27 protein-coding genes are annotated in these 26,138 nt (G+C 33.4%); 10 read left to right on the top strand and 17 right to left on the bottom strand.

Translation table 11 applies throughout. From position 1 onward, the window contains the following. Window positions 1-178: 178 nt before the first annotated feature. From ACEN2I_RS16370 to ACEN2I_RS16355, 4 genes are all read right to left on the bottom strand, one after another. Window positions 179-523 carry a dimethylsulfonioproprionate lyase family protein gene (locus ACEN2I_RS16370; protein ID WP_441767180.1) on the bottom strand — a complete coding sequence of 115 codons (345 nt, stop codon included), beginning with the start codon at window positions 521-523 and terminating at the stop codon, window positions 179-181. Window positions 524-546: 23 nt separating this feature from the next. Then, on the bottom strand, window positions 547-975 hold the full coding sequence (locus tag ACEN2I_RS16365) for a DoxX family membrane protein (RefSeq protein WP_441767179.1): 429 nt from the start codon (window positions 973-975) through the stop codon (window positions 547-549). A gap of 90 nt (window positions 976-1,065) precedes the next feature. Further along, window positions 1,066-1,860, bottom strand: coding sequence for a helix-turn-helix domain-containing protein (locus ACEN2I_RS16360; RefSeq protein ID WP_441767178.1), 795 nt, complete (start codon window positions 1,858-1,860; stop codon window positions 1,066-1,068). A 572-nt stretch (window positions 1,861-2,432) separates the two neighbouring features. After that, window positions 2,433-2,684 carry a hypothetical protein gene (locus tag ACEN2I_RS16355; RefSeq protein ID WP_441767177.1) on the bottom strand — a complete coding sequence of 84 codons (252 nt, stop codon included), beginning with the start codon at window positions 2,682-2,684 and terminating at the stop codon, window positions 2,433-2,435. Window positions 2,685-2,823: 139 nt separating this feature from the next. Here ACEN2I_RS16355 and ACEN2I_RS16350 point away from each other — a divergent pair, with 139 nt between their 5' ends. After that, window positions 2,824-3,390 carry an REP-associated tyrosine transposase gene (locus ACEN2I_RS16350; protein WP_441767176.1) on the top strand — a complete coding sequence of 189 codons (567 nt, stop codon included), beginning with the start codon at window positions 2,824-2,826 and terminating at the stop codon, window positions 3,388-3,390. Window positions 3,391-3,570: 180 nt separating this feature from the next. Here the strand turns inward: ACEN2I_RS16350 and ACEN2I_RS16345 are convergent, their stop codons facing one another. Then, the gene (locus tag ACEN2I_RS16345) at window positions 3,571-3,783 is read right to left on the bottom strand and encodes a hypothetical protein (RefSeq protein ID WP_441767175.1); all 213 of its coding nucleotides are present in this window, start codon (window positions 3,781-3,783) and stop codon (window positions 3,571-3,573) included. Window positions 3,784-4,158: 375 nt separating this feature from the next. Between ACEN2I_RS16345 and ACEN2I_RS16340 the strand changes: the two genes are divergently transcribed. Continuing rightward, on the top strand, window positions 4,159-4,725 hold the full coding sequence (locus ACEN2I_RS16340; protein ID WP_441767174.1) for an REP-associated tyrosine transposase: 567 nt from the start codon (window positions 4,159-4,161) through the stop codon (window positions 4,723-4,725). Between the two features lie 957 nt (window positions 4,726-5,682). On the opposite strand, the gene ACEN2I_RS16335 is transcribed toward ACEN2I_RS16340, so the two are convergent. The 3 genes from ACEN2I_RS16335 to ACEN2I_RS16325 form a co-directional block, all read right to left on the bottom strand. After that, window positions 5,683-6,768 (bottom strand): efflux RND transporter periplasmic adaptor subunit, encoded by a 1,086-nt coding sequence (locus ACEN2I_RS16335; RefSeq protein WP_441767173.1) that lies wholly within the window; start codon window positions 6,766-6,768, stop codon window positions 5,683-5,685. A gap of 113 nt (window positions 6,769-6,881) precedes the next feature. Next, window positions 6,882-10,163 (bottom strand): efflux RND transporter permease subunit, encoded by a 3,282-nt coding sequence (locus ACEN2I_RS16330; protein WP_441767172.1) that lies wholly within the window; start codon window positions 10,161-10,163, stop codon window positions 6,882-6,884. Window positions 10,164-10,175: 12 nt separating this feature from the next. After that, the gene (locus tag ACEN2I_RS16325) at window positions 10,176-11,561 is read right to left on the bottom strand and encodes a TolC family protein (RefSeq protein ID WP_441767171.1); all 1,386 of its coding nucleotides are present in this window, start codon (window positions 11,559-11,561) and stop codon (window positions 10,176-10,178) included. A 164-nt stretch (window positions 11,562-11,725) separates the two neighbouring features. Here ACEN2I_RS16325 and ACEN2I_RS16320 point away from each other — a divergent pair, with 164 nt between their 5' ends. Both ACEN2I_RS16320 and ACEN2I_RS16315 read left to right on the top strand, forming a co-directional pair. Beyond that, a complete protein-coding gene (locus ACEN2I_RS16320) occupies window positions 11,726-12,760 on the top strand; it encodes a sensor histidine kinase (RefSeq protein WP_441767170.1) in 1,035 nt (344 codons plus the stop codon). Further along, on the top strand, window positions 12,760-13,467 hold the full coding sequence (locus ACEN2I_RS16315) for a LytR/AlgR family response regulator transcription factor (protein WP_441767169.1): 708 nt from the start codon (window positions 12,760-12,762) through the stop codon (window positions 13,465-13,467). The genes ACEN2I_RS16320 and ACEN2I_RS16315 overlap by 1 nt, the downstream gene beginning before the upstream one ends. Before the next feature lie 97 nt (window positions 13,468-13,564). Here the strand turns inward: ACEN2I_RS16315 and ACEN2I_RS16310 are convergent, their stop codons facing one another. From ACEN2I_RS16310 to ACEN2I_RS16290, 5 genes are all read right to left on the bottom strand, one after another. Beyond that, window positions 13,565-14,329 carry an SDR family oxidoreductase gene (locus ACEN2I_RS16310; RefSeq protein WP_441767168.1) on the bottom strand — a complete coding sequence of 255 codons (765 nt, stop codon included), beginning with the start codon at window positions 14,327-14,329 and terminating at the stop codon, window positions 13,565-13,567. Between the two features lie 18 nt (window positions 14,330-14,347). After that, window positions 14,348-15,073 (bottom strand): SDR family oxidoreductase, encoded by a 726-nt coding sequence (locus ACEN2I_RS16305; protein ID WP_441767167.1) that lies wholly within the window; start codon window positions 15,071-15,073, stop codon window positions 14,348-14,350. A gap of 151 nt (window positions 15,074-15,224) precedes the next feature. Continuing rightward, a complete protein-coding gene (locus tag ACEN2I_RS16300) occupies window positions 15,225-16,148 on the bottom strand; it encodes a helix-turn-helix domain-containing protein (RefSeq protein WP_441767166.1) in 924 nt (307 codons plus the stop codon). 207 nt (window positions 16,149-16,355) lie between these two features. Next, window positions 16,356-16,916 (bottom strand): 2'-5' RNA ligase family protein, encoded by a 561-nt coding sequence (locus tag ACEN2I_RS16295; protein ID WP_441767165.1) that lies wholly within the window; start codon window positions 16,914-16,916, stop codon window positions 16,356-16,358. Between the two features lies 1 nt (window position 16,917). Then, a complete protein-coding gene (locus ACEN2I_RS16290; RefSeq protein WP_441767164.1) occupies window positions 16,918-17,232 on the bottom strand; it encodes a hypothetical protein in 315 nt (104 codons plus the stop codon). Between the two features lie 177 nt (window positions 17,233-17,409). Here ACEN2I_RS16290 and ACEN2I_RS16285 point away from each other — a divergent pair, with 177 nt between their 5' ends. Both ACEN2I_RS16285 and ACEN2I_RS16280 read left to right on the top strand, forming a co-directional pair. Continuing rightward, window positions 17,410-17,571 (top strand): DUF1328 family protein, encoded by a 162-nt coding sequence (locus ACEN2I_RS16285; protein ID WP_441767163.1) that lies wholly within the window; start codon window positions 17,410-17,412, stop codon window positions 17,569-17,571. 85 nt (window positions 17,572-17,656) lie between these two features. Continuing rightward, complete coding sequence (locus tag ACEN2I_RS16280; RefSeq protein ID WP_441767162.1) at window positions 17,657-18,304, top strand: DUF5661 family protein; 648 nt, start codon at window positions 17,657-17,659, stop codon at window positions 18,302-18,304. 109 nt (window positions 18,305-18,413) lie between these two features. Here the strand turns inward: ACEN2I_RS16280 and ACEN2I_RS16275 are convergent, their stop codons facing one another. Together ACEN2I_RS16275 and ACEN2I_RS16270 are read right to left on the bottom strand one after the other, a co-directional pair. Further along, window positions 18,414-18,926 carry a hypothetical protein gene (locus ACEN2I_RS16275; RefSeq protein WP_441767161.1) on the bottom strand — a complete coding sequence of 171 codons (513 nt, stop codon included), beginning with the start codon at window positions 18,924-18,926 and terminating at the stop codon, window positions 18,414-18,416. Between the two features lie 56 nt (window positions 18,927-18,982). Beyond that, complete coding sequence (locus ACEN2I_RS16270; protein ID WP_441767160.1) at window positions 18,983-19,309, bottom strand: hypothetical protein; 327 nt, start codon at window positions 19,307-19,309, stop codon at window positions 18,983-18,985. A gap of 187 nt (window positions 19,310-19,496) precedes the next feature. On the opposite strand from ACEN2I_RS16270, the gene ACEN2I_RS16265 reads away from it, so the two are divergent. From ACEN2I_RS16265 to ACEN2I_RS16255, 3 genes are all read left to right on the top strand, one after another. Beyond that, the gene (locus ACEN2I_RS16265; protein WP_441767159.1) at window positions 19,497-20,072 is read left to right on the top strand and encodes a YciE/YciF ferroxidase family protein; all 576 of its coding nucleotides are present in this window, start codon (window positions 19,497-19,499) and stop codon (window positions 20,070-20,072) included. Between the two features lie 65 nt (window positions 20,073-20,137). After that, window positions 20,138-20,869: a DNA-formamidopyrimidine glycosylase family protein gene (locus ACEN2I_RS16260; RefSeq protein ID WP_441767158.1), complete on the top strand. Its 732-nt coding sequence runs from the start codon at window positions 20,138-20,140 to the stop codon at window positions 20,867-20,869. Next, entirely contained in the window at window positions 20,866-21,597 is a 732-nt protein-coding gene (locus ACEN2I_RS16255) for a DUF72 domain-containing protein (RefSeq protein ID WP_441767157.1), read from the top strand. Before ACEN2I_RS16260 ends, ACEN2I_RS16255 begins: the two co-directional genes overlap by 4 nt. Before the next feature lie 16 nt (window positions 21,598-21,613). On the opposite strand, the gene ACEN2I_RS16250 is transcribed toward ACEN2I_RS16255, so the two are convergent. Next, complete coding sequence (locus tag ACEN2I_RS16250; protein ID WP_441767156.1) at window positions 21,614-22,114, bottom strand: pyridoxamine 5'-phosphate oxidase family protein; 501 nt, start codon at window positions 22,112-22,114, stop codon at window positions 21,614-21,616. Window positions 22,115-22,303: 189 nt separating this feature from the next. On the opposite strand from ACEN2I_RS16250, the gene ACEN2I_RS16245 reads away from it, so the two are divergent. Next, window positions 22,304-22,735, top strand: coding sequence for a response regulator (locus ACEN2I_RS16245; RefSeq protein WP_441767155.1), 432 nt, complete (start codon window positions 22,304-22,306; stop codon window positions 22,733-22,735). A 6-nt stretch (window positions 22,736-22,741) separates the two neighbouring features. Here ACEN2I_RS16245 and ACEN2I_RS16240 read toward each other — a convergent pair whose 3' ends face one another. Then, window positions 22,742-25,948 carry a PAS domain S-box protein gene (locus tag ACEN2I_RS16240; protein ID WP_441767154.1) on the bottom strand — a complete coding sequence of 1,069 codons (3,207 nt, stop codon included), beginning with the start codon at window positions 25,946-25,948 and terminating at the stop codon, window positions 22,742-22,744. Window positions 25,949-26,138 lie beyond the last annotated feature (190 nt).

Below are 26,138 nucleotides of genomic sequence, written 5' to 3'. Positions count from 1 at the left end.
AACGCTTAGTATGTTATCGGTATGAGAAATTCTGTTTTCATAAGCCCACACGAAAGGATTCGTGCGGGAGCGGGGGCTAAACGTAAAGGTCTTGCGAAACGCTTAGTATGTTATCGGTATGAGAAATTCTGTTTTCATAAGCCCACACGAAAGGATTCGTGCGGGAGCGGGGGCAATATCACTTCAAAATCACAACTTCTTCAGGAACTGAAAACAACAATATACATCCGGTTTTAGAAAATACAGAATGTGTGCTTCCCGGTGGCATATACAAATAATCTCCTTTTTTTAATTCGTCTTTTCCGGAGCGGACTTCACCTTCGAGAACATAGATTTCTTCTCCCGCAGGATGAATGTGATTTGGATACGAAGCTCCGGGTTCAAATTTAGACAGAAATGTCGTTGGCCTTTTTGCCACGTTATCATAACATAAAGCTTTTATAAAAATGCCATCTGTTTTTACGCCTTCTTCTTTAAGCGGTTTCCAATCTATTTCGCTGGTTTTTGTGATTTGTTTTTCCATTTTGTTTCATTTTTAATTAGTTGTTATTTTTTACTTGTTGAAATAATTTCATCTAAACTCCATCGATATTCATTTACTGTAGATAACAAAAAAGCTGCCATTGAAAATGTGAATACAGAATAATCCAAAGGATCTTTTAAACCTAAAGAATAGGTCATTGCCAATGCAAATACAAAAGTTAAAATTGCTGCACTAACGGCCGCAAATCTTGTTTGATAGCCAATTAATAGAAGTAAAGCCAAAAGTGTTTCGGCAACGGTTGCTGTTATAGCGATGGCAGGAATAAAATTTTTTGGAGCAAAAGAATTTACTTTTTCAGTATAAACCAAAAAACTTTCCCAGCCAGAAGAATAATTTCCCCAAAAACGTAACCGACTACAAACGGCAGATAAAAATCCTGCTGACAAGGCGATTCGCAAAAGCAAAATCGCACAATCCTGATATCTTTTCATAAACTATTTTATTAATAATTATTATTAGAGATACAAAGATGTTGCAAGCTATCTTGCTAAAGAATAGAGAATCTAGGAAAAAGCATGTAATTAAGATTCAAGTACTTTTTCTTTAAAAGATTTTGGAGAAACATTGGTGTGTTTCTTAAAAAAATTAGAAAAATAAAAAGGATCATTAAAACCCAAAGCATAAGCTACTTCTTTTACCGATAATTTCTCATAAGTAAAAAGACGTTTTGCCTCAGAAATTATCAATCCGAAAATGACATTTTGAGCCGTTTTATTGGTGTGAAGTTTTGAAAGCTCGTTCAATTTTGCTTCGGTTGTACCAATTAAACTGGCGACTTCGGTTACAGTAAGATTCTTTTCGAAGTTTTTAAAAACAGCTTCCAGAAAATGAAGAAATACGGCATCTGGTTTGTAGATTTCGTCGCCGCGATTAATTTTCGTTCTGTTAATTTCGATTAAAATTAACTCAATTCGACTGTGAACGGATATTAAATATTGATAAGGAGTTTCGATTAATTCAGTTTTAATTTCTTCTAATTCCCGAATGATGATTTCAGGATTATCAACCCTAATCATTTCATTCATTGCAAAATGACAAAAGAGTCCGTTATGGAAAATTAACTCCATATCGTTGTCATCTTTACAAAAGAAAGCGTAAGTAAATTCTAAAACAAATCCTGTAGCATTCTCAATGTTTTTAAAATAATGAATTTGTCCCGAAGTAATTGTTAAAACAGAGTTTTCCGTCAATACAAATTCATTTTCATCTACAGAAACAGTCGTTGAACCCGAAGTACAAAATACCAAAACATATTTTAAAACACGTCTCGGATTTTCTAAATCTGTTGCCTGATCAAATGTTTTTATGGTAATCATTTTTACTTTCAAGGTTTCGTTACTTCAAAAGTAATAATTTTTCTGAATGATTATGTTTGAAGTTCAGAGGTTTCAAGTTTGAGATACTATGAGTTAATAAACTTCATATGTTTACCAAACTTTATTTGGAGTTTTGATAGCAGTATTAACTTTGATTTATTACCCTATTTATATTGATGTCCAATAACAATTCATGACAATCAAAAACAATAAATAATAAAATATAAAAAATATATAGATGAGTTTTTTTTGTGTTTTGAACATATAAATGCTCAATAACATGAATGTGATAAAGAAAACCGAAAAAATTATTCGTGTAGTTTTACCAATATAATATACTTCTATAATAGGCAAGTTGATTTTATAAATTACATCTAAAATAGAGTATAGTAACGGCAAAAGCAAGCCAACATAAAGAAGTACTTTAATTTTTTTTATCATAAGTATATTTTTGTTTTTGATTGATTTTGTAGCATGCAAATTAAGAAGAGTTTCTTAGGTTGGGATTTAATCACTTTGGAGGCGCGAAGTCAGAGACGTTCGAGCAGCGTTTGCGATCAACAGTTGGAAGATTAGGTTTTTTTAGAGAGCTTTATAAAATCTTCTCTTGAAAAAGGGATAAAATAAGAATAACTTATAATACAATTATCTTCTGGAAAGCTACTTTTGAGTTTTGACTCATATTCTTCTACATGATCTAAATCAACAACCCTTAGTACTAAACATACAGAACCATCAAAATTTATTTGAATTGCTGCTTTTGGACAAGATATTTTATTTGTATTTTCAAAATAAAAAGTAAAAGGCCTACCCGGTGCATCCAAAACATAATTCCTACGCTCCAGCACGAATCCTTTCGTGTGGGTTTTGAAAACTAATGTTCTGCTTAACTTCTAAAGAACTCGTTTCATTTTAAAAATAATAATTTTATATATTTACAGAATAATCTTATTTTTTTTAATAATGAGTAGAAATTACAAATTTCATAATCCTGAAGGATTGTATTTTATCAGTTTCGCAGTAGTTGGATGGTTAGATGTTTTTACCCGAAATGAATACAAAGATTTATTTATTGAAAGTATTCTTTATTGTCAAAAAAACAAAGGATTAGAAATTCATGCCTGGTGCATTATGAGTAACCATGTGCATTTGGTTTTCCGAAGTATAAAAGGTCAAAAACCTGAATTATTAGTGGGTGACTTAAAAAGGTTTACCAGTAATTCAGTAGTAAAAAATATACAGGAAAATCCAAGGGAAAGTAGAAAAGAATTTCTGTTGGATTTTTTTAGAAAGGAAGCCGAAAAGAGCTCAAATGTAAAACATTATCAATTTTGGCGTCATGATAACAAACCAATAGAATTGTGGAGCAATAAAGTAATCCAGCAAAAAATAGACTATGTTCATAATAATCCGGTAGAAGCTGGCTTAGTATATAAACCTGAAGACTATGTGTACAGTAGTGCTATTGATTATTCTGGTCAGAAAGGTCTTATTGATGATGTAGTTGTGTTTAGAATGTTTGAGGTATGAGAGATTCTGTTTTTCATAAGCCCACACGAGAGGATTCGTGCGGGAGCGGGGATTCGTGCGGGAGCGGGGGGTTTTTATTTTTTATAATATCTTAAAGTCAATTTTCAGTTAACATAATTCTTTTTAACTTTTTGTGGTAAATATTATTTTCTGCTCTAAAATTATTCAATTTGTTTTTCATTAAGCAACTTTTCTTCGACCGCTAATCAAATAAAATAATCCAACAAAAAAGCTAAACATAATAAATCCAATTGTCCATAATACTTTTTCAGAGCTACTTATTCTATTTGAATTGTTTACTTCGTAAACTCCAACAACAACATATAATATAGTTGATAATATTCCTATTATTAGAAAAATTGAAGAATATTCCCAATGAGAAATTTTCATCATTGCTCCGATAATTGTAAAAAGGAATGAAATTGCAAATGCTTTTTTAAATAAATTCTTTTTTTCGTTTTTCCATAATTTTTTCTTTAGATTTTATTTTTTCTAAGGTTTTTCTGCGTTCCGCCAAACTGACGGCTAACGTCAGTCTGTGAAAAAACTTCCGTTTTTGTTTTAAACAAATATAGAAAAGTATTGTTTAAAAACAGGATTTTTCGTATTTTTAGTAATGCAACATATACAAGGAATTTCCTACGCTCCCGCACGAATCCTTTCGTGTGGGTTTTGAAAACTAATGTTCTGCTTAACTTCTAAAGAACTCGTTTCATTTTAAAAATAATAATTTTATATATTTACAGAATAATCTTATTTTTTTTAATAATGAGTAGAAATTACAAATTTCATAATCCTGAAGGATTGTATTTTATCAGTTTCGCAGTAGTTGGATGGTTAGATATTTTTACCCGAAATGAATACAAAGATTTATTTATTGAAAGTATTCTTTATTGTCAAAAAAACAAAGGATTAGAAATTCATGCCTGGTGCATTATGAGTAACCATGTGCATTTGGTTTTCCGAAGTATAAAAGGTCAAAAACCTGAATTATTAGTGGGTGACTTAAAAAGGTTTACCAGTAATTCAGTAGTAAAAAATATACAGGAAAATCCAAGGGAAAGTAGAAAAGAATTTCTGTTGGATTTTTTTAGAAAGGAAGCCGAAAAGAGCTCAAATGTAAAACATTATCAATTTTGGCGTCATGATAACAAACCAATAGAATTGTGGAGCAATAAAGTAATCCAGCAAAAAATAGACTATGTTCATAATAATCCGGTAGAAGCTGGCTTAGTATATAAACCTGAAGACTATGTGTACAGTAGTGCTATTGATTATTCCGGCCAAAAAGGTCTTATTGATGATGTAGTTGTGTTTAGAATTTTTGAAGTATAAGAAATTCAGTTTTTATAACCCTGTACGCTCCCGCACGAATCCTTTCGTGTGGCTTTTGAAACCTAAATTCAATCATGAGCAGAAAATTACTTTTCATAATGGCTTTTAGTCCCGCTTTCCTTTCCAATCTTTTATTTTTTAAGGAAAAAAATAAAAGGATTTTCCCTCCCATTGGGGCTGGATAAGTAATTTAGGTTTTTTATCGCCTTTATGCTATTGATTAATCAGGACAACAAGGTCTTATTAATGGTACAGCTTAGTATGTTTTCGGTATGAGAAATTCTGTTTTCATAAGCCCACACGAAAGGATTCGTGCGGGAGCGGTGTCTTATTGATGATGTAGTTGTGTTTAGAATGTTTGAGGTATGAGAGATTCTGTTTTTCATAAGCCCACACGAGAGGATTCGTGCGGGAGCAGGGGCTTGTTCAATATAAACTGACAAAGTCCTAATCGCGGGATAAGCCTAATATCTTCGTTGCAAACATGGTTTACTTTGCCAGTTTTGGTTGTTGTTAAATTAAGGGTTTTTCAATGAGCAAATCTAAAGGTTGTAAACGCTACCTTTTTTCTGTCAATTTAGTTAGGTCGTTGCAAACGAGCAACAGATATCATGGCAAATGAGGACTAGTGGAGTTTGTTTACCGACTTGCGAGCTCTTTTTTACAATTTGTTTATATTAGACAGGAAATGACTATAATTTATTAAAGTTGAGACAGATAATATACGAAAAACTTTTATAAATTACTAGATTGCTTTTGTTGATAATACTACATTTAAAATCATCTGTTAATTTATAAAATATCCTAGCCCTGATAGCAGCGGTATCCTTTTTGTGGCTACTTTAGCCAGGAAAAGATACAAGCGTATAGCAGGAACCACCTCCTAAAAAAAATGCTGCAAAACCTAAGTCTTACAGCACTTTCGAACAAACCAATAATTAACTAAACGGGTAAAGGTTATTCGGTTATAACATCACCTTCTTTAATTTCTTCGCTGGCAATTTTTACCAGTTTGTCTTTGCGGTTCAGATCACCGAATATTTCGATTTTATCTTCGATTTCCCTTCCTTTTTTTACATCTATTCTTGTGGCTTTGTGGTTCAGGACTTTGATCACAAACAAACCTTCGGCAGAACTCACCAAAGCCGATTTTGGCACTACAAATGTGCTGTCTTTTGCGTTAAGCGGCAATAGCACTTCGGCTACCATTCCGGGTAATAAATTTCCTTTGGTGTTGTGAACGTCCATTTCGACTCTTTCAGAACGCAGTTTCAAATCTAAGGCGCCGGACATTCGCTGAATCGTAGCTTTGAAAGTATCGGGCAATGATTTTACATTAAAACTCATTTCGTCGCCATTGTGTAAATATCCGGTGTACAATTCAGGAACCGAAACGGCCAAACGCAATTTGTTTTGCTGCTGAATCGTCAATAAAGGCAAATCTGAGCCTTTTCCGGCAGGACCAACAAACGCCCCTAAATTCACGTTTCTCGCTGCCACAACTCCGTCAAAAGGAGCGTGGATTTCAAGATAGCTTCTCATGATCGAAACTTCTTTATGTGCTGCAATTGCAGCCTGATATTGTGCGTAATCAGAGTTTTTCTTTCCGCTTGCCATTTCCAGATCGTTTTTAGAAATCGTTCCTTCGACTTTACTGGTTTCATACAAACGGTTGTAGGTGCTTTTGCTAGTCGCATAAATAGCTTCCATCGATTTTAGTTTTGATTCGGCTGCCGCCAGTTGCGAACTGATCTCAGGAGCTTCTAAAACCATTAAAAGCTGTCCTTTTTTGACTTTCGAACCAATATCAACTTTCAGTAATTTTACAAAACTGCTTACTTTGGCGTACAAATCAACTTGTTGAAAACCTGTTAATTCAGCTGGTAAACGTAATTCGGTACTCAGTTTTTCTTTGGTTAAAAGAAACGTTTCCGTTTTAGGTTCTAACTCAGCAACGGTCTCTTCTTTTTTAGAATTACAGCTGTTCAGGAAAAATAGTGCTATGAAGAATAGCGCGCTCGATTGTAGTATTTTAGTCTTCATTTTATGGTTTTATATGATAAAATATGATGTAATGTCTTGTTTACTAAATAAGCAGAAAGGATAAAAGTGTATCGTGGTATTTTTTACAAAAGGTACTTTCCGCTTTATGACTTTCAAACTTTCGACTTATTTAACGATGAGATATAATGGATGCTTTCTTCGTCTTCAGGATCTAAAGAAACAGATTGAGTTGTTGTTTTTTCCTGCGCCCAGGCAAAAATCATGGGCAGGATTAATAATACGGCAAATGTCGAAAATAATAAGCCACCAATTACGGCTCTTCCCAAAGGAGAAACCTGATCACCACCTTCGCCATGACCGATTGCCATTGGCAGCATTCCTGCAATCATAGCGACAGAGGTCATGATAATAGGACGCAAGCGCAATGCAGCAGCTTCACGAGCCGACTCTAAGGCGTTTCCGTTTATTTTGCGCAATTGTTCGGCATTTGTTACCAGTAAAACGGCATTCGCAATCGAAACCCCAACAGACATGATGATGCCCATATACGATTGTAAGTTTAACGTAGAACCTGTAATAGTTAGCATTAATAAAGCGCCTAAAACAACGGCCGGAACTGTGGTTAAAATCACTAATGAAACCTTGAACGATTGAAAATTAGCGGCTAACATTAAGAAAATTACAATGATGGCAACCAACAAACCGAATTGTAAACTGCTTAATGTTTCTTCCAATACTTTACTTAAACCAATTGGATTGATGAATAACCCTCTAGGTAATTCTCCCAATGAACTAATTGTTGCAGCTACATCTTTTGATGCCGTACCTAAATCGGTTTGGTAAATGTTTGCCGTAACGGTAATATATGGCATAGCCCCTAAATTGTCATTTTCGCCACTTACAAAACCGGGTGTAATTTTGGCAACATCGCTCAATACAGGGCGAAGCGAATTTTTTAATACCGGAATTTCTCCAATATCGGTTTTGCTTTTCATTTGGTTTAGCGGCACTTGTACCTGAAGCGCTACTGATAATCCAGTTCTTTCGTCGATCCAGGTATTTTTTTCTGTGTATCTTGATGAGGATGTAGAAGCAATCAGTGAACGCGAAATATCATTCATATCCACACCCAATTCGGCAGCACGGGTTCTGTCAATATCAATATTCATCGCAGGATAATGTATCGGCTGTCCGATTTGCACATCTCTGAAATAATTTATTTTTTGAAGTTTTGCCACAATTTGATTGGCGTAAGCTTCATTTCGTTTTTTGTCTTTTCCTGCAATTCGAATTTCGATTGGAGTAGGAGACCCCTGACTTAAAACTTTGTCGGTTAATTCGATAGGTTCAAAAGTCAGTTTTACATCTGGGAGAATTTTTTTGATTCGGGCTCTAAGATCATCTTTAAACTCCTCCATATTGACATGATACTCTTTCAGACTTACCTGAAAAACGGCTTCGTGCGGACCGGCAGTAAAAAGATAAATCGGGTTAATGGAGAATAATGAAGGATGCTGCCCTACATAAACCGAGGTTATTCCAACATGTTCTTTACCTACCATTTTATTGATTTCTTTTAAAATCAATTTTGCTTTTTCTTCGGTGCGTTCAATACGCGTTCCATCTGCAGCACGCATTCGCAATTGAAACTGACTTGAATTTACTTTTGGGAAAACATCTTTTCCGATAAAAGTAATCATGACAGCAGCAAGGCAAGTAATTACAATTAGGTAAATTAAACTGGTGGCTCTTTTGTAAGGAAACATGCGATCTAAAGTTCTCATAAAACGGATTCTGAATCGCTCGAAAACACCAATTTTTCCGTTTCCATCAGTATCTGTTCTTTCAACATACTCTTTTTTCTGTGTGATCAGTTGCTTTTCAGATTCCGGTGTTAATCCGCAAGCGTTGAATTCTGCTTCATCATCTGTAATATTGGCTGCATGTTCTTGTTTTTCATGACCTTTCATCAACCAGTTGGCCATTACAGGAACAAAAGTCTGAGACAGTAAAAAAGAAATAATCATTGAGAACCCAATCGCCAAAGCCAAAGGTAAAAACAAAGCTCCCGGAATTCCAACCATTGTAAAGGCCGGCGCAAAAACCGCTAAAATACAAAGCAGAATCAATAATTTTGGTAATGCAATTTCCTGACAGGCATCCCAAATGGCGAGTGCCTTGGGTTTTCCCATGTCGAGATGCTGGTGGATATTTTCGATCGTAACGGTACTTTCATCCACCAAAATTCCAATTGCCAATGCCAGTCCGCTCAACGACATTAAATTGATTGTTTGTCCAAATAATTTCAGGAATAAAACACCCGAAATAATTGAAATAGGAATCGTTAAAATTACAATTAAAGCAGCACGTCTGTCTCCAAGGAATAATAAAACCATTAATCCGGTTAAAACTGCTCCGATAATTCCTTCTGTAATTAAACTTTTAACCGAGTTAATTACATAAACCGACTGATCAAACTCGTATGATAATTGTACATCTTCGGGAAGTGTACTCTGTATTTTAGGCAATTCCGATTTTAATTTGTTCACAACATCCCAGGTTGAAGCATCTCCCGCTTTTGCGATGCTAATATAAACCGAACGTTTTCCGTTTACCAGAGCATATCCATTGGTAATATCGGCACCATCTTTTACAGTCGCCACATCGCCTAATTTTAAATTCTGAACACCCCCTTTAAACAACGGAATCTGCTCAAAATCCTTAAGATCCCTAATCGTATTATTGGTTGGAGTAATGTAGTTTTTATCGCCAATTCTAACATTTCCCGAAGGAGCAGTTTGGTTATTTAAACGAATCGCTTCTACAATTTGATCTGGTGTCATATTATGCGAGCGTAATAAGTCCGGATCTACGTTAATCTCTACAGTTCTTGGGCTTCCGCCAAAGGGAGCCGGAGATAATAAACCGGGAATAGAAGTAAAAGAAGCACGAACATAAACATTGGCCAAATCCTGCAGTTCGTTGTTAGAACGTATTTTACTGCTTAAAACCAATTGACCAATAGGCAAAGAAGAAGCATCAAAACGAATAATAAACGGAGGCTGGGTTCCCGGAGGAAATACTGCCTGAATTCTATTGGATAAAGCACTCAGTTCGGCAGCAGCCTGTGCCATATTGGTGTTTTCATAATAGGTTAATTTCATAATCATTAACCCTTGAATATTCTTTGTTTCTACCGATTTTACACCATTAGCAAAAGGTAAAATGTTGACATAATTTTTTGCAAAATAAGCCTCCATCTGGTCTGGCGTGTAACCACCAAAAGGATGCGCAATATAAATTACCGGTAAATTCATTTTCGGAAGAATATCTACCTTAATATCCTTGATGGCACCAATTCCGAAGAAAAATAGACCTGCAACCAAAACTAGTATGGAGATGGGTTTGCGAAGTGCAAAACGTATTAAATTCATTAGGCTCTATAATTAAAATTCATTTATAAATAAGTCGAAATTGCCTGTGGCTGCTACTTTTAGTAAAAAAGATTGCCACACATTATTATTGACAATATCACGGTCGATTTCGGCACGATTTAGTGTGAATAAAGTTTGTGTGATGTCTGTTAGATCCGTTAGACCGTTTTTGTATAAAGTTGATTTTTGCAAATACGCTCTTTGTGCAGCATTGACCTGAATGGGTGCTTCGGCATAATTTTCAAGTGTGATTTTTATTTTATCCTCCGCAAAATTCAATTGCGATTTTAGTTCCCTTTCAGCCTGATTGTATTCTTCCTGCAGACCTTGCGAAACAAATTTTTGGGCACTTACCTGCTTACTCATTCGGAAAGGCGTGGTTAAATTCCACGTAATTCCAACGCCTAATAAATAATTGGTGCGGTCCGGATTGACACCATCCCAATAATTACGGTTAAAAGCATTTTGATCAGTTGCGTAAGAAGAATCAAATCCGGAAGCTCTGGTCTGCAAAATACCAAAAGCACTCATCGTAGGATAATAAAATCGCTTGTATAATTTAGTCTGCTGATTACTGTAATCAATTCTGGTTTTATATAATTTAAGTAACGGATGAAGACTATCTGTTGTTTTTTCTTCCAGTATTAGTGCTTTCGGTATCTGGTTTACAAAAATCGTATCCGTAATAAAATCCTGAGGAGGTACACTCATCAAATCAACTAATTTATTGTTTTGTTCTTTAACAAAATTGCGGGCAAGATTGAGGGCAATTTTAGCTTTTGAAACTTCGGCTGTGGCCAAAGTAGAATCGACTCCGGCCAATAATCCGTTTTTAACACGGGCTACGGCTGTCTTTTTGAAAACTTCGGCACGGCTTAGGTTTTTTTGCTGAGAAATCAATAATCTTTGGCTTGCTAATAAGTTTAAGTAAGCTGCAGAAATTTTAATTTGCTGTTGAAACATTTCCTGTTTCAGGTCATTTTCTTTCGCCTGAACATCAACTTTTGCCAGATTGATCTTTTCTTTTGCTTTTCCGAAAGTGAAAAAATCCCAATTCATATTCACTAAGTAAAGTGCCCCAAATGCCGAATTCCAGTTTTGATCCGGAAGCGGTAATCCTGATGAAGCAACGCCCAAGCCTCCAAAACCATACAGAGGTCCATTTTGACCGTTTACGGTTCCGTAATCCTGCTGTGCAGCTAAATTAAGATTGGGAAGATAATCGCGTTTGGATTGTTTGAGAGTCTCGCGCGAAGCATTTGTGTAATTGTTTTTTGCTCTTATCGAACCAAAGTTTTCAAGACCTGTTTTTACAGCTTCCTTTAATGACAAGGTTTGTGAATAACCGACTGAGGCAAAAATCAAGAAAAATAATAAAGTAATTTTTTTGAAAAACATAAAACTCAAAGTGTGAAATTATCTAACAAAATTATTTTACTTGAACTGATATAACCCTTCTTAAATGATGTACTACGATAGTAAATGACGAATTGAATTTGTCATTTATTGGAAAAAGAAATTAAATATTTGTCCTTACTTTGTAAACTATTTAAAATTTAAAAATGAATAAAAAATTTGATAACATATTGGACAACAAATGGTGGCAGGAAATTGCCGTTGTTCTCTTCTCATTTACAATTTACACATTGAAGAATGACTGGATGTTATTTAGTTCTTTTACTTCTATTTTAATGGGTGTTTTTTTCTACTTTATTTTGTACATGCACGCCCAATTCAACCGATTTTTTCTTCTTCCTATATTGTTCAAAACCCGTCGCCCTTTAACTTATGTATTTCTAACACTTTTTGGGGTATTCATCTTCTCGGTATTATTGTACGAGATTACCATGCTGGATATGTTTAGCAATTGCCATCTCTATCAAAATTCGCATCAAAGAAGTTATATGTATCAGTTGGCGAGTGTTTTAGGAACTTTGGTTTGTATTTTGAGCCCGATAATTGTATTTAAATTCTACAGAATTCACAAAAAACAAACAGATGAAACTTTGTTGTTCAACCAAATGCAACTGAATTCATTAAAGGGACAATTGAATCCACATTTTTTATTTAATACCTTTAATACACTTTACGGAATCAGTTTGGAATTTCCGGAAAGAACGCCGGATTTAATTATGAAAGTATCGCAATTGATGCGCTATCAGCTGGAAAGCAATAACAAACAATGTGTATCGCTTGAAGACGAACTGGAATTTATAAACAGTTATGTGCAGCTTGAAAAAGAGCGGGTAGGGTATCGCTGCGACATAACATACGATTGTAAAATTGACAACGAAAACGCCTATAAAGTTTCACCAATGTTATTGATTGCATTTATTGAAAATGCATTTAAACATGGAACGTGCGCCATCGAAAAATGTTTTGTCCGTATTATTGTGACGGTAGAAAACGGTTTGCTGCATTTGCATGTTGTAAATTCTATTCCAAAAAAAACCGATGTTGTTTCTACTAAAATTGGTCTTAAGAATACGATTGAACGACTGAATTTAATTTACGGAAAAGATTATAAATTAGATATTCAGGACGATAAAAATACGTACATCGTTGATTTAAAATTGCAACTGAAAAAGTTTGTATAATGAGGGAAACCAAAAAATGCATTATTGTTGATGATGAGCCGGCTGCGCATTATGTTTTGGCAAATTATATTAAACAAAATCCGCAATTAGAGCTTGTTTTTCAGGCATACAACGGTATTGAAGCCATGGATTATCTGCGTGAAAATAAAGTCGATTTAATGTTTTTGGATATTAATATGCCTGAGATTTCAGGTATGGAATTGCTAAAGATTATTCCAACACATCCTAAAACTATTTTAACGACAGCTTATTCTGAGTTTGCTTTAGAAAGTTATGATTATGGCGTAATTGATTATCTATTGAAACCCATTTATTTTCCGAGGTTTTTAAAAGCTGTTGATCGTTTTTTTTCGACAGAAAATGCAAAAGCCAAAGAAGAAGCAACCGTAAATTCAATCAGCGTAAAAGTAGACGGTTACTTTATTGATATCGAATTAGACCAGCTTTTGTTCGCACAAAGTTTTGGCAATTATGTAAAAATCTACACTGCCAAAAGAATTTATCTGGCTTCTATTACTACAACAGAAATGGAAAAATGCCTGCCTGAAAAAAACTTTATGCGTATTCATAAATCATATATCGTGGCTTTGGATAAAATTGAAAAAAACGAAAAAGATTTTGTATTGATAAAAAAAGAGAAACTGCCAATTGGCATTACTTACAGAAGGGAATTGAGTGATCGACTTAAGAATAAAGAAAATTTATAAGAGTTAAGAAATAAGTGCTTACTAATTCAATTATTTCAAAAAAGAAGCCTGCCAGGATTTATTTCCTGCAGGCTTTTTTGATTCAAATTAAAAGAAATTACAACATCATTCCACCAGAAACTTCAATACGTTGCGCATTTACCCAACGCGCATCTTCTGTGCATAAAAAAGCAACAACGCCGCCAATATCATCAGGTAAACCTACTCTTCCCAAAGCAGTTATTGATGCGATTTGTTGATTCATTTGCTCATTATCACGAACCACTCCGCCACCAAAATCGGTTTCTATAGCGCCGGGAGCTACCACATTTACCTTAATCTTTCTTGCTCCCAACTCTTTTGCCTGATATTTAGTTAAGGTTTCAATTGCACCTTTCATAGCAGCATAAGCAGCATATCCGGGAAAAGAAAATCTAGCGAGACCTGTTGAAATATTTACAATTCCGCCACCATCATTCATAAAATTAAGTCCTTTTTGAGTCAGGAAAAATGGGCCTTTAAACTGAATATTTGTCAATTGATCAAATTCGGCTTCAGTTGTTCCTATAAAAGAATTATGAATTCCGATTCCGGCATTATTTACCAGAAAGTCAAATTTGTCCGTTTTAAAAGTACTTTTTAAAGTTGCTGAGATACTTTCAAAAAAAGTATCAAAAGTTGCAGATTCTGCCACATTTAATTGAAATGAAGCCGCCTTTTGACCTAATGCTTCAATTTCTTTTACTACGGAATCCGCTTCATCTTTTTTACTGTTGTAAGTAATAATTACATCAAGTCCTTTTTTAGCAATTGCGATTGCCATGTTTTTTCCTAAACCTCTGCTGCCGCCTGTAACTAAGGCGATTTTTGTATTTACTGCCATTTTATGTTTTGTTTTAAATTAATTAGAATGTAATGCTTCAAATGATGCTTTTAATTCGGGAACACTTGCGTTTAATCGTGTTTCGCTGGTTCCGAATGTCAATTCGTTTTTACCGTCTTTTAATTGTTTGAAAATTGAAACAATAAAATCAGACACACTTGGATGTGAGTTATGAAGTCCAATTCCGCCCAGATCAGTATTCAATGCCGGAGGGATAATTTCGATTACTTCTATATTCTTTGATTTTAATAAGTATCGAAGTGAAATTGTAAATGAACGAAAAAATGCTTTTGTAGCCGAGTAAACCGGGACTTTTGCAAAAGGAGAAAAAGCCAATCCGGAAGTTACATTCATCACTGTTGTAAGCGATTTTAAATTCACAAACAATGAAGTTAAATGTAAAGGAGCTTCAATATTCGTTGCAAGTTCTGCTTTCATACTTTTGTAGAAATCGGCATCAGTAACTGAAACCCATTTTTGAATTCCTGCATTATTAATTAAAACATTTAAATCCGGATGATTTTCAGCAATCCATTCGTAAAGTGCTATGCGCTCTTTTTCATCTGATAAATCACATACTTTTGTAATTACAGTTGGAAATTTTGCTTTCACATCTTCTAAAACAGCTGCTCTGCGTCCACAAATAATTACGGCATTGTTTTCCTCAATAAATCTTTGGGTAAGTCCAAGTCCAATTCCGCTTGCACCGCCAGTTATTAAAATTTTGTTGTTTGCTACGTTCATCTTTTTGATCTTTTAAATTGATAAGACAAAGGTAGGAGCAAAGCAGAGTTGGGCAATTGTAAATATCAAACCGAAGTTTGCGAAATTCAAATCAGGAAATCAAAAAGTCAATAGCAGTGTTAATGTGAAAAACTACATTCTAAATCTAAAATCAACTTCGAAAAGCTAAAGGCGTGAAAGAAGTTTGTTTTTTAAAGAAATTCGAAAAATGTGCTAATTCTTCGAAACCTAAAGAAAAAGCAATTTCAGAGATATTCCAATCCGTTTGTTTTAAAAGGATTTTGGCTTCGTTCGTTAATCGGTTACTGATTAATTCAGTGGTCGTTTTTCCGGTATTTTCTTTTAAAACTTTATTGAGATGATTAACATGAACTGATAATCTTTCTGCGAAATCTTTTGCCGTTCTAAGTTCCAATCGCTGATGTGGAGATTCAATTGGGAATTGTCTTTCCAGTAATTCAGCGAATAATGAAGAAACCCTGGCTGCCGAATTATGCTTAGAATACAAAGCGGTTATAGGTTGTAATTTCTGTCCGAAGTGAATCAACTCGGCCACATAATTCCGAATTAAGTCATATTTGTAAACGTAATCCGAGTTGATTTCTTTTTGTATTTTATTGAAAATCAATTCGACTTCATTTACTTCATCATCTGAAAGCTGAAAAACAGGATAACCGTCAGAAGCAAAAATAGGAAGTTCGTCTAAATCAATTCCGCTTTTGTTTTTGGATAGAAATTCGCTTGTAAAAACGCAAAATTGCCCAGATTGATTTGTGTCCTGAGGAACATAATTATAGGGGATTTTTGGTGTGGCAAACAAAAGTCCTTGTTTTTCGATTTCGATTATTTTATCAGCATATTCTGCACGGTTTTTCCCTCGAATTAAACTAATTTTATAATAAGATCTTCTGTCGTAGGGCATTCCGGGTTTTTCTTTTAATCTTTCATAAAGTTCTTTGATATCAAATACATTAAAATGACCTATTTCTTTTTTAATGCCGTTTGGTAACAATGAATTTGGTTCGACAGATGAACCTTCAGTAATATCCTGATAAAAAGAGTCTAATGATTTCATAGCAGTGAATTGTAAAATTCAAATATACGAAATTTATGTAACGCAGATTTAAATCGATTTACATGGATTTTTATTCTAATTTTTATCATTTCTACTCAAGGCGAAATCATACTCGTAACTCGATAAAGATTGGCAACATTCTGTGGGAAATTTCTAATGTGATTTCATCTTATATTGAAAGGACGTACTTTGTGTGAAGCTTTTCAATTAAAACAAACTTCCCTGAACTAATTCCGGTTGTACATTTCCGTTAAAATAAAAAGTATCAAGTACAAAAAACTGCTTTTTAATTGGGTCAAGTTCACGTAAAACGATTTCTTTACATAAAAAATCCATATCAATTGTGGTAAAAAGCTGTGAAGCTATTTTAAGGTTTTCGACGGTTAATCTTCTGCCGATAGACATATGGGGATCATTGCTTTTTTTAAGATTTGAAAGCTGTAAGGCATCCTGAGTTTTTTTAAGTATTAGTTTCAGTTTTATCTTAGAATCTTCATTTGGAGCCATATAAAATGCACCGGCTTCATAAGAACCAAAATGATCTAAATAAACGGGAAAAGATTCAAAAGCATCACAAACCTTAAAGAGTTTTTGTTTGTATTTGTCTATTTGAGATTCATCAATCGTAAATTCACAAATCGTGATATGTGCCACAGAATTACAGCTGTTGTACCAATCAATCTTGCTTTTCAAAAAATCCTTCATCTTTTTGACAGCATCAATTACATCTGTCGAAGGATAAATAGCAACAGAATATTTCTTCTCCATTTTATAATTTTCCTTTTTTATGCAGGCGATCATAAATTTCAGACTGAAGTAAACCGCTGCCGCCACCAAAATGTTCTATAACTTCTACATCAGGATGTGCTTTTAAACAAAATGCTGAAAATTCTTTTTCAATTGCATCTTCAATTCCGGAACTCAATAAAACAAAATCTATATTGTTCAGTAAAAAGTAATTCTGAGCTAATTTTTCATCATTGAAACCAATGGCATTCCAATTTTCATTGCCATTTACAAGTCGAAGCAAAATTTCCAGAATAGACTGATTTTTACCAAGTATCAAAAATTCGTATTTTTCCATGATGAAATATTTTTACTTTACAAAAATAGCGTATATAAGCTAAAATCAACTTAATCCAGATTAAGATTACCGATTCGATTGAGATAAAAAAATAATGTTTTGAGTTAATTAAGTCCCTGTTAAATATAGAAATTTGATATGACAAACAAAATCAGTATTAATTAAAAAATCAATATTATGTTACGATGGACAGTCATTTTTATTATTCTAGCCATAGTGGCCGGAATATTCGGTTTCGGTGGAATAGCTGCTGGGGCAGCAGGTATAGCAAAAGTTTTATTCTTTATATTTATAGTATTATTTCTATTGTCATTAATTAGCGGCAGAACAAAAATTTAGAATAGAACTTCAGAAAATAAAACAAAAAAACGGCACATATATTTCGGTAAATGTGTCGTTTCCAATTTTAAAAAAAAACAAAATCATGGGAACGAAAAACGGTGCTTATCAGGATGTATATATAAAAAGGAAAGATGAACTGGTAAGCTTAAAAAACGATGTAACAGATTTTTGTGAAAAATATATTAAGCCCGTTCACCCTGATAATTGGGACTGGTCGGTTCGGGATTTCGAAAATCCGGAGAATGATCCAACCATTGATGAGGCTAGGGCTATTGGGAATGTGATATTTAAAGATTTAATTGAAAAGCAGACTGACGTTGATCTTTCGACAATGAACAATGTTGAAGCAATTAAGGCGTATTTAAATCCAAAAAGCAAATATGAGGCATTTAATATGGAAGAATTTGCTTTTGCCCTGAAAGTTGAACTGGAGCATGGTAAAATTAAAGATGTAAATGTGACCAATAATCACCCTTTTTTAACAGCCATGATTGCACTTGCACATATGACAGAAAGTTTGACTTATTACAAAAGACTAAAAGTGATGGAGGCCGAAGGCGAAATTTATGAAATAATGCGTAAAATTGAAAAAGCAGACACAACAGAAAAAGATAAATGGTACAAGGAATTAATTAAGGCTGAAGAGGAACTGACAGATGCAAGATCCGGTTTAGCCGAAAGACTAGAAAAGATGGACGATATTCCTGTCCTGGAAAAAATCGGTGATTAATTAATTACCTTTTATCCTAACCTTTCTGTATTTTGTAGTTAATATACTACAAAAAAACAACCATTAGAAAGTCCTAACGGTTGTTTTTTTGTACTCTGATTTAAATTGCTTAGAATCTTCTGGGATCGTTTGCAGGGTAGTCTTTTTCAGTGTCTTCCTCCTGAATATCATCTTCTCTGTATTCCATATTATCCTCTTCTTCTATTTCATCATCTATAATTTCTAAATCTTCTTCAGTTTCGTTAAAGGTATTATTGAAGTTATCTGAAGGATTGTCAAATTCGTCATTCACGATTCTTTCCTCACCATCAATGTCAATTTCTTCATCTAAATCATCTAAATTGTCGTCGTTTTCCAGATCTTTGTCCGTATGAAAATCATCATTGAGGTCGTCTAAATCATCTTCATCATTTGTGATTTCATCAGGATTTGGTTTATTTGGATCATGACCATTTCGAACCGTAAATCCTTGTTCTGCAATTTCCTTTTTGCTTTGGTTAACATCTTTAAATTCATCAATGTTGTACAATTCTTCATTCATCAGTACATTTTGATCTGTACTATTTTGATTTTTGTTGTCTGTATTTGTTTTAACGCTATTTTTTTGATCTATAGTTTTCATAATAATAGTTTTTAGTGGTTATAAATTAATGATTTACAATTACTAATCTTTTATGATTAATCGTTTCGCTGCTCTAATTCATCATAATCAAGATTTTCATCGTTTTGTATTCCTTCTTCTTCCTCTTCAGTTTCTGGTTTGTAAAATTCATCGTCTTGCTGATGTTTTTTTACATACTCTTCTTCACTGATTGTTTCTCCATCATTTGGAATATTTTCATTTCGGAAAATATTATCTTTTTTTAGAAGTGTATCAATTGCATTTTCTATTAAAAATGCAGTATCAGGATCCAGAAATCCGCCCTGGAATTTTTGCTCAAAGTAAAGCTGCGCATTTTCGTAATCGTTATACTTATTTGTATGATATATAATATGAGTTTTCATTGTGTTTATTTTTAATAATTCTACATTACAAAGCTATCTATGATTCAAAAAAAAACTTTACAGAATTTGGTAATCTCTTTTCATAATATACAGGTGATTATATTGAAACTTTGAAGTTTAATAGTATAAGTAAATCCCTGATAAACAGTCTAAATTTGGAATTATTAATCACATAAAAATATATATCATGAAAACTACTGATAGTAAAAAAACAACTGCACCTAAACAGGCTGCTAAAAAAAGTGGAGTTATAAAACCAAAATCAGATGCTGCATCAGGTTTAACAGAATTATTTGAGGACGGACTTAAAGACATTTATTGGGCAGAGAAAGCTTTAACCAAAGCACTTCCAACAATGGCTAAAAACGCAACATCAGCTGATTTGATAGAGGCATTAAATTCTCATTTAACCGAAACAGAGGAACATGTTGCCCGTCTGGAAAAAGTATTTGAATTGATTGGCAAAAAAGCAACAGCTAAAAAATGCGATGCAATGTCAGGATTAATCGAAGAAGGAAAAGGAATTATTGAAGAAACAGAAGTGGGGGTAGTTCGTGATGCAGGAATCATTGCAGCAAGTCAAAAAATTGAACATTATGAAATTGCTACTTATGGAACACTTAGACAGTTTGCTGAGACTTTAGGACTTTCAGAAGCTGCTGACCTCTTAGAACAAACACTTGAAGAAGAAAAAGAAGCTGATAAAAAATTAACAATTGTAGCAGTAGATGCAATAAATGTTGAAGCTGCTGAAGCAGATTAACTTTTTTTTTAAAACACTAAAAAGCGCAGTTTATACTGTGCTTTTTTAGTTTAAAAAATAATAGTATGCCAGAAGGTCCATCCATAGTAATATTGAAAGAAGAAGTTCAGGAATTTTCAGGACAAAAAATTATTGATGTTTCCGGAAACAGCAGTATTGAGATTGCAAGATTGCAAGGTAAAACAATACGCAAATTTAAAAGCTGGGGAAAACATTTTTTAATTTGTTTTGATGATTTTACCGTAAAAATACATTTGCTGATGTATGGTACTTACCGAATTAATGAAAGAAAAGAGACAATGCCAAGATTAAGTCTGGTCTTTGCAAATGGAGAAGTCAATTTTTATACCTGTTCTATTAAAATTTTAGAAGGGGATATCAATCTTTATTACAATTGGAAAGTAGATGTGATGAATGAAAATTGGGATCAAATAATGGCGAGACAAAGTTTGGAAAAAATTCCAAAGCAGATGATTTGTGATGCCTTGCTAGATCAGGATATATTTTCAGGAGTAGGGAATATCATAAAAAATGAAGTTTTATACCGATGTAAAATTCATCCCGAATCCTTAGTAACAAAAATTCCGTCTGAGGATATTCAAAATCTAATCAATGAGAGTGTCATCTATAGTTTTCAATTTCTCGATTGGAAGAAAAATTATGAATTAAAAAAACATTGGCTAGCTTATACAAAAAGTAGTTGTGTAAGATGCGATCTGCCAATTATAAAGAAATACACAGGAATAAAAAAAAGAAAAAGTTTTTTTTGTACCAACTGTCAAAATTTATATCTATGAAAAACGAAGTTTTAATAGGCTGTTCCAGTTTTAATAACCGATTTTGGAAAGGTATTTTTTATCCTGAAAACCTTCCAGTTTCTAAATGGTTCGAATATTATTGCGAACATTTTGATACTTATGAATTTAATGGCAGTTTTTATAAATTTCCAACTTTGAAAATTTTGGAAAACTGGTATAAAAAAACACCTCAGGATTTTATTTTTTCTATAAAAGCTCATAAAGAAATAACGCATACGCGAAAATTTATTGATTGCGAAAACCTGCTTAAAGATTTTTATACTGTATGCGATAATGGGTTAAAAGAAAAACTTGGAGCGATATTATTTCAGTTTCCTCCCAGTTATCATTTTAACTCTGAAAGATTAAACCAAATAATCAAAAATCTCAATCCGAAATTTAAAAATGTAGTGGAATTTCGGCATGAAAGCTGGTGGATTCCAGAAGTGTGGAATGCTTTTTTAGAAAATAATATTACTTTTTGCAGTGTAAGTCACCCGGAATTGCCCAAAACAATTTTTACAGAATTTTGTTTAACTTTTATCAGGCTCCACGGCACACCAAAAATGTTTTATTCATCTTACTCTAACGAGGAATTAAATTTGATAAAAGAACAAATTTCTAATAAATCTGCATTTGTTTATTTTAATAATACAGCAAGTGAAGCAGGAATTATAAATGCTTTAGAACTCCAAAAGAAAGTCAAAAAACAATGGCAACATAACTAATATTGCCATTGTTTTTTTACAATTTTAAATTTCCTTCAATTCCATCATCCATTGTTTTTCCTGTAACAAATGCCACAGTCATTTTAGCGATTGCGACCATTTTTCCATGCTTGTTGTTCCAATAATAACCATCCTCTGGAACAACTTTTATAATACTCAGGTTTGGATCATCCTCTCCGCCGGTCATCCAGATTTTAATAATTGGATTCCATAATTCTTTAATTCTTCTACGGTCATATGAAATCGAGGCATTCCCATGCAGGAAAAGAAATTTATCGTGAGGCTGCGAAAAAATGATTTCGACTTTTGAGTTATCAGTAATTTCTATGTTTTTATTACTGTTTTTATCTGATAAGAAAAAAATGTTTCCATCCTCATCAATCTCCTGAAACGACATCGGGCGAGATTGTAACTTTCCGTTTTTGTAAGTACAGAACATACACGTTTTTATATCTTCAGCTAAATCTTTTATCTTTTGTGTTGCTGAAATGTCTTTAAGGTCTTTTTGATCTCCCATGTTTTTATTTTTAATTATTTTTTTAAATTTTCATGAAAATAAAGATCAGTTTTTTTACTTTTTTATAGTTATATAATTCATTTTTAGGATTATGATATTTCTATTTTTTAATATATTAGAAAGTACTCTTTTACTGATAATTCTATTTAATTATATATCTTTGGCGTGGATTTATTATAAAAAATTCCTATGACTGATATAACTATATTCTACACTGATGATGACGAGGATGATTTGAGTATTTTTGCTGATGCTGTAGAATCATTGAAAAAAAAAATAAAACTTCAAACTTATACTGGAGGCGAAAAATTATTAAATGCAATTTTTAATTCACCTCCAAAGCCCAATGTAGTTTTTTTGGATTTGAATATGCCCGGAAAAAATGGTTTTGATGTTTTGGAAGAATTACGTAATAATGAAGAAAAAATAAATATACCTATTATTATTTTTTCTACTTCAAATGAACCTGGAATTATTGAAAAATGCCTTGCTTTAGGAGCTAATTTGTTTATAACAAAGCCTGTTTTAATGAGGGACATTACAAAGTCTATTGAACATGCTTTAGGTATCGACTGGGAAAATTTTGTTCCAACAGTCAATAATTTTGTTTATAAATCATAAAATAAATTACTGTAATTCAGGAAGGTAAATATCAAAAGTAGCACCTTTATCTTTCTCTCCATTAGCAGTTATGATTCCTTTATGGTTTTCAACAATTTTTTTCACAATTGCCAGACCAATTCCGGTTCCGGCAAATTCGCTTTCTGTATTTAGACGTTGAAAAACCTCAAAAATTCGGTTTTTGTATTCAGGGTCAAAACCGATCCCATTATCAGAGATTTGAAGATGATAGTACATTTTATCCGGAAAATCAACGGGATGTTCTATTTTATTGCTTTTAATTCTTTCCGCTTTAATTTCAATAATAGGCGGTATGTCTTTTCTTGTGAATTTTAGCGCATTTCCAATAAGATTATGAAGTAATTGTCTGAATTGAAAAGGAATAACGATAGCTTCCCCTAAAGGAGAAAAATTAACCATTGCATGTTTTTCCTCAATACGTTCATAAAAATCACTTTTTATTTCTTCGGCAATTTCATCTAATTTTACTTTTACAAATATTCTTTCAGCCGAATTGGTTCTGGAATAGGTTAGGAGATCCTGAATTAAAGTCTGCATTCTTTTGGCAGAAAATTCAATGCGGCCTAAATAGGTTTTGGCTTTCGCCGAAATATTCTGCTCGTCCAGTTCAGCTAATCGGCTGGCAAAAGTCTGAATTTTTCGTAATGGTTCCTGCAAATCATGACTAGAAATATAGGCAAAAGACTGTAATTCAATATTCATATTAATCAAATCCCGATTTTTCAGTTCTAATTGGAGTGTACGTTCGGATACTTCTTTTTCAAGTTTTTCAGTAAAATTTTTCTGCTCCTGAATATCAGTACTGGTTCCAACCCACATTTGTATATTCCCTTCAGCATCTTTTTGAGCAGTAGCACGGCTTAGATGCCATCTTTTTTCACCATCATAGCGTATAAAGCGATGTTCTAGTAAAAAATCATGCCCAGTTTTTATGGCTTCTAGCCATGCATTTCTATTTTCTTCCCGGTCTTCAGGATCAAGAATTTGAAGCAAGCCGTTATTATCAATTTCATCTTTACTCAAACCTGAAAAAGTATAAACGGATTTGTTGAAATAATTCAGATTTCCAAGCGTGTCTCCTGTCCACACAAATTGAGGCATTGTATCGGCTAAAAGCCGAAATTTTTCCTCGCTTTTCATTAAAATCTCCTGACTGTTTTTCTCATCAGTAATATCTAAAATAGTACCCAGCATTTTTGCAGGGATATGTTTTTCATTAAAATATATTTTACCATGAACCCTAATCCAACAGATTGAACCATCTGGTTTATTAATGCGGGACTCATATTTATAGATACTGGTTTTTAAAGCTATTTTGTATGCTTTCTCTAAAATTGGCTTATCGTCTGGATGTATTTGATCCTGCATTTGCTTGCGGGTCAGTATTGTGTTTTTTTCGTGGCCAAATGTAGTAAGCAGGTTTTCAGAATAAATTATTTCCTGATTTATAATATCCAGATCCCAAGTTGCGATTTCTGCAATCTCTGTAGCAAGGCGCGTTCTTTGTTCAGCATTTTCAACCTTTTTTCTTGTTTCAAATTTATTTGTTACATCATTAACAGTAACCATTACACCGTTTGCTTGACCTTCTTTTTCAAAAAGGGGAGTATATTGGTAATCAACATACAGTTTTTCCAGTTTCTTATTTCGGTAAACGTAAGCAATAGCATCATTTTCACGAACTTTTTTACCTTTTATAATTACATCTTTTAATAACTGGGGATATTTTTGGTCTAAAAGTTCAGGAAACGCTTCAATTAGTGACCTGCCAATGGTTTCTTTCTTTTTTCTTTGCCAAATGGTTTTCATCATGGTGGTATTAGCCATTTCGATAACCAGATCTTTACCTCTGAAAATAGCCATCGCAATAGGTGATTCCATCACAATTTTTCGGAACGCTTTTTCACTTTCTGATAATAAATGACGGTCATTAATCGCTTTCGTCACTTCAAATGCAACAATAATAACACCAGTTGTATTGTTTTCTTCCTTCAAGGGATAAAACACCAAATTAAAATAACCAACCTTTTGTTTGCCATGTCGGTTTATAGTAACTGAAAGTTCATCTGTGTAATACGGAATCCCGTCGTGATATACTTTTGAAAGCAAAGGATAAACAGTTTCTTTGGCTTCCGGAATAGCTGTAAAAAGAGGTGTTCCTAAAATATCTTCCTCAGTCTTATCAAAAATTTCAAGATAAGTATTGTTTGCCAATTCGACAATCAGATCTTCTCCTTTTAATATAGCAATTCCCAAGGGTACTTGTTTTACTATACTTCTAAATTTTTTCTCACTTTCCTCTACAGAATTTCGGGCAATTACCTGTAAAGTTACATCATTGGCAATAGCCACAATGCCTGAAATACGACCGTCAGATTCCTTTAAAGGTTCATAAACTACATTGATATAAGTATTCTCAATTTTACCATTTCGGGTTAATTTTACAGGAAGTTCATAAGCCTTAAAGGTTTCGCCGGTAGAATAGACATTGTCTAAAATACCTTCCAATCCTTGACCTGTGGCTTCAGGAAGTGCTTCAAAAATGGGTTTGTTTATTACTTGATATTCGTCTTTTTCCCAAATTTCGAGCATACGTTCATTAGCTATTTCAACAACATAGTCTTTGCCCCTAAAAATACACATAGCGTTAGGTGTCTGAAGAATATTGTTAAGATAACGTTTATTGCTGTCTTCTAATTTTTTGACCATTTTTACTTTATCTGTAGTTTCATTACAAATAACTAAAACGCCAGTTACTTTACCGGATTCATTGTTAACCGGACTATAACTAAAGGTCCAATATACATCTTCCATTTTTCCATTACGGTAGATCGGTAATAATTGATCTTCGTGCCATGTAGCTTCACCTTCAGTAAGAACCTGATCGAGAAGTGGTTTTATAAAATCCCATATTTCCGGCCAATAATCAGCAGCTTTCTCTCCTAAAATGGCTGGGTGTTTTCCGTCATTTCCAAGACTAGGGCGATAAGCATCATTATAAAAACAAATATGTTCAGGTCCCCAAAATAAAAACATTGGAAATTTTGAATTTAAAAGAAGCCCTAATGTTGTTCGTAAGCTTTGTGGCCACGTTTCTACTGAACCGACTAAAGTTTTGCTCCAGTCTTTAACTCGGGTTAATTCTCCCATTTCTCCTCCTTTAGCTAAGAAATCCTGATTTATTTGGGTCATTTTTTATAAAAGTATATTGTAGTATATCAAATAGGATAAAGTCCTTTAGAGTGAATAAATATAAAGATATTTTTAAAAATAAAAGAGATTTTCAGTCATCGTTTTTTAATTAGCACCATTATTTTTAATGAGATAAAAAAAATATTTATTGAGTTAAAAAATGCAGCTTAAATGATCGAATTTTGTTTAA

The sequence above is a fragment of the Flavobacterium sp. W22_SRS_FK3 genome, assembly GCF_052113665.1.
Lineage (GTDB): Bacteria > Bacteroidota > Bacteroidia > Flavobacteriales > Flavobacteriaceae > Flavobacterium.
The sequence above is the reverse complement of the archived record's forward strand: the minus strand, read 5'-3'. Positions and strand labels throughout refer to the sequence as shown.